The organism is Streptomyces sp. NPDC048275 (assembly GCF_040652275.1).
Lineage (GTDB): Bacteria > Actinomycetota > Actinomycetes > Streptomycetales > Streptomycetaceae > Streptomyces.
This window is the reverse complement of record NZ_JBEZLR010000245.1, coordinates 1-1,751: the sequence shown is the minus strand read 5'-3', so window position 1 is coordinate 1,751 and position 1,751 is coordinate 1. Positions and strand designations below refer to the sequence as shown.

At 65.7% G+C, this 1,751-nt stretch carries 2 protein-coding genes; both read right to left on the bottom strand.

Annotated features, from left to right (window positions below; all coding sequences use genetic code 11):
* Positions 1-246, bottom strand: a 246-nt coding sequence (locus tag AB0D57_RS47680) for an integrase core domain-containing protein (protein ID WP_362088766.1), incomplete at its 3' end; no start/stop codon positions are given.
* A 37-nt stretch (positions 247-283) separates the two neighbouring features.
* Complete coding sequence (locus AB0D57_RS47675; protein WP_362088765.1) at positions 284-1,633, bottom strand: IS30 family transposase; 1,350 nt, start codon at positions 1,631-1,633, stop codon at positions 284-286.
* Positions 1,634-1,751 lie beyond the last annotated feature (118 nt).

Sequence of the window (1,751 nt, the reverse complement as noted above, 5' to 3'; positions counted from 1 at the left end):
GACTTCGCGCGGAGGGCGGTAACCCACCGCCGAGTGGAGGCGTTTGCGATTGTACCAGAATTCGATGTATCGAGTGATGTCCTGCCGTGCGGTCTTGCGGGTCAGGTAAGTCACCCTTGATACACGCTCGTTCTTCAGGGCACCGAAGAATGATTCGGCCATGGCGTTGTCGAAACAGATCCCGGTGCGGCCGGAAGATCTGCGGAGCCCGAACCGGTCGAGGGTCTTCCCGAACTCGGCTGACATGTAGTTACCAGGTTCAACCAGTGGATGCAACACCGGCTCATGTGATCGATAGTAGATGGTCGTTGAGGGCTTCGGCGGGTGTCTTCCAGCCGAGGCTCTTGCGAGGGCGACTGTTGAGGGTGGCAGCGACCGCCTGGATATCCTCCGCCGCCCACCGGGAAAGGTCAGTGCCCTTCGGGAAGTATTGGCGCAACAGGCCGTTCGTGTTCTCGTTGGTGCCGCGCTGCCAGGGACTGTGCGGGTCGGCGAAGTAGACCGGGACGCCGGTCTCGATCGTGAACTGGGCGTGTGCCGACAGCTCCTTGCCGCGGTCCCAGGTCAGCGACCGCCATAGTTGCCCGGGCAGAGTGCCGACTGTGGCCGCAAGCGCATCTTTCATCGTCACCGCGCCATAGCCGGCCAGCGGCGGCCCGTTCTTGGTACGCGGGACGATGCCGTAGCCGTCCTGGCGGGGCAGGTGGACGAGCATCGTGAATCGGGTTGTCCGCTCAACCAGCGTGCCGATCGCCGATCGCTCCAGTCCGATCAGGAGGTCGCCCTCCCAATGTCCCGGTACGGCTCGGTCGTCGGCCTCGGCTGGCCGCTCGCTGATCAGTACCTCGGGCGTGACGTGGGCCCATGACTTCCGTTTGGATCGGGCCCGGGGCACGCGCAAGGCCCTGCCGGTGCGCAGGCAGGCGACGAGCTCGCGCTTGAGCGCTCCCCGGCCTTCGATGAACAAGGCCTGGTAGATAGCCTCGTGGCTGATCCGCATGGAGTCATCATCCGGGAAGTCGACCTTCAGCCGGTTCGCAATCTGCTCCGGGCTCCACGCCATGAACCACTGGCGGTCGCCGCGGTGCGGCTTGTTCCTTCCTTTCCAGCCTGTGCCCTTCGGCCCCAGTGCCGTCCCGTCCGGGCGGCTGACCTGGCCCGAGAGCCTTTCCTGGACGTAGTCGCGCAGCCGGTCGTTCGCGGCCAGCTTCGCTGTCTTCGGACGCTGAGCCACAAGATCGGCCTTCCACTGCGCGACCGACGCCCGGTAGTCCAACCGGCCGCCACGGGTCGCGGCGTTGCGGCGTAGCTCCCGGGACACTGTCGAGCAATCCCGGCCAAGACGTCGCGCGGTCTCCCGGACTCCGATGCCCTGCGCCTTGAGGATCGCGATCTGTTCACGCTCGTGAAAGGACAGGTACCGGCCGGACTGCGGGGCAAGATCCATCGGTGGCATGCCGCCACCGTGCCGGAACCACCTGCAACCCGCTGCCTGGGATACGCCGACTGCAGCTGCCGCCTCCTCGGCGAGCAGCCCCTTCGCGATCTCTCGCCAGAACTGACGTTCGACCTCCCGTCGAAGCGCCGGCGCACCCGGGGACTTCATCGGCGACCGCCCGGTCAACGCCGCCATCCACCCTGCTGGCCTGCCCATCAACCTCATGTGTTCAGCTGAGGCCGTGACCTGACGCTCCGGCGGAAGAAGGGTGCCTCCCACCTGCGATGATCTGGACTGTCTAGATCAAAACCGT